Origin of the sequence: Armatimonas sp. (assembly GCF_043760365.1) — a bacterium.
GTDB lineage: Bacteria > Armatimonadota > Armatimonadia > Armatimonadales > Armatimonadaceae > Armatimonas.
The window spans coordinates 1-2,345 of the sequence record NZ_JAYUPA010000084.1 but is presented as its reverse complement, the minus strand read 5'-3'; the positions used below and the strand labels follow the sequence as shown (position 1 = coordinate 2,345).

The window sequence follows — 2,345 nt, the reverse complement described above, 5'->3', positions numbered from 1 at the left end:
GGATGTTCAGATACCCCGCGCCATAAGCCGTGACATCCCAGCCGCCGCTGGGTGTCATCCACTTGTCGGCGGAGATCATCAAGCGTGCCTTCACGCTGTCGGGTGTCAAGGTGGGGTACTTCTGCAACAGAAGTGCCGCCGCTCCCGCCACCACCGGAGCCGCCATAGACGTCCCCGAGAGGTAGAAGTAGCGATCGCTAATCGAGGTGGCACCCGTTTTGTACTCGCTCTGCATCACCTGGTTGGTGGCTCGCGCGGTATTGTCCAGGTAAGTACCGTCTTTCATCGTCGAGATGACGCGGTTTCCCGGTGCGACGATATCGGGCTTCATGATGAAGTCCAGGCGGCTGGGGCCGCGTCCCGAGTACGTGGCGATTCGGTCGTAGGCACGGTCGGCATTCATCCGTTTTACAGCACCCACCGTAATCACATACGGATCGTTGCCGGGAGAGTTGATCGAGCCGTAGTTCGTGCCATAGCCCTCGTTGTCCATCCCAGCGGTCTGAGCCACATTGGCCCGCCCGTTGTTGCCCGCCGCACAGACCACCACAATACCCGCACGATACGCCGCCTCGACCGCCTGACAGAGCGGATCGGTGGTGTAGCTCTCGCCCACCGGATGCCCCAGCGAGAGGTTCAGGACACGGATGTTGTACCTGGTCTTGTTCGTGATACACCACTGCAAGCCTGACAGAACGTTTGTCACCGTTCCCTGACCATACTGATTCAGCACGGCAACATTGATCAGATTCGCTTGTGGCGCGACCCCCTTGAAAGTACGGAAGCAGTCGCTGCCCGTAGAGCGAGCACCATTACCGGCGATGATGCCTGCCACATGGGTTCCGTGGCCACAGTCGTCGTCCGTATTGGTGCCCGTACCAAACTTGACATTGGCTTTGATCTGGTTCCTGAGATCATCGAGATCATCGATTCCGCTGTCAAGGACGGCGACCCCAACCCCCGTTCCCTGGACGCCGTAGCTGCTCCAGGCGGTGGTTGCCCCGGTGCGCTGCGTGATGAACTCGTCGTTCTTCTTGACAGCCACATCCGCAGAGAGGCGCGCCACGAAGGGCAGTGCGGCCAGCTTCGCTAAGTTGCGGCTAGGAACCCGTAGCGACACCGAGCCGATAAAGGCCAGCCGCCGCGTGATGTCCCCGCCCAGAGCGGTGAGCTGCGCTTCCCGCTCCGGTGTTAGAGCCCCGTCTATTTTCAGAATCACGGAGGTCCAGCCCGTGGTGCTGGGACGTGCCGCGCTCAGCTTGGGTGCGAGAAACGCATCCGCTTTGGCCGCTTCCTTCTGCGCAAAGGCGCTTGTTGTGAGCGAGCTGCCCAGCAGGAGAGCAAGAAATATCGTTGTTTTTTTCATCTTAGTTCTCCCCAATTATCGCGGTGCTCGTCAGGTCAACAGCACTACTGGTGCTGCCCCAGATCGCCTGATCGTTCCAGATCGGATCGCCCTTAAACATCGCGCTGGAGGAGAGATACGGACTACTGGTGCCCCAGATCGCCTGAGTGCCCCAGATCGCTTGCACACCCCAAATGGCCTGGACGCCCCAGATCGCCTGAGTGCCCCCCGTGGTCACCCCCCAGATCGCCTGGCTGGGATCCACGAGAACCTGCGTCTTTTTAGAGTTAAGCTTCACCGTGGGAGTCAGCGCGTAGCCAGTCGGTTTTGCCGTGTTGCTCAGCGCGGCGGGGATATTGATCAGCCCCGCACCGTAAGCCGTGGGATCGCTACCAAGCTTATCGGCGGAGAGCATCAGCCGCGCTTTGATCGCATCGGGCGTGAGGCTGGAATCGTTTTGCAAGAGCAGCGCCGCCGCACCGGAGACCACCGGAGCCGCCATCGAGGTGCCCGAGAGATAGAAGTAGACCCACGAGGCATCCGTGGAGTCGGTCTTACTCATGTAGGCGGACCAGAGCAGGCTATTGGTAGCTCCGTAGCTCTGGTTCAGAGAGTTGCTCCCAAAGTCCGCGTTGAGCGAGATGACGCGATTGCCCGGTGCGACAATATCGGGCTTCATCACAAAGTCAAGTCGCGTTGGTCCTCGGCTGGAGTAAGTTGCGATAGGGTCATTAGCTCGGTTACCATCCAGGTTCTTGACGGCCCCTACCGTAATCACATACGGATCGTTGGCTGGAGACTGAATCGAGCCGTAGTTCGTGCCATAGCCCTCATTAGAGCGCCCCAGCACAGGCGTGTTGTCGTCTCGGCCCCCATTGCCCGCCGCACAAACCACGACAATCCCGGCTTTCCAGGCACTCTCCACGGCCTGGCAGAGCGGGTCGGTCTTGTAGCTCTCGCCCACGGAGTGCCCTAGCGAGAGGTTCAGCACACGGATATT

General features: G+C 60.0%; 2 protein-coding genes. Both read right to left on the bottom strand.

Annotation, left to right across the window (positions count from 1 at the left end; translation table 11 throughout):
• Positions 1–1,366: S8 family peptidase (locus ACH2EH_RS02130; protein ID WP_395138418.1), on the bottom strand; the 1,366-nt coding region annotated here is incomplete at its 3' end.
• Position 1,367: 1 nt separating this feature from the next.
• The coding region (locus ACH2EH_RS02125; RefSeq protein WP_395138416.1) for a S8 family serine peptidase at positions 1,368–2,345 on the bottom strand (978 nt) is incomplete at its 5' end.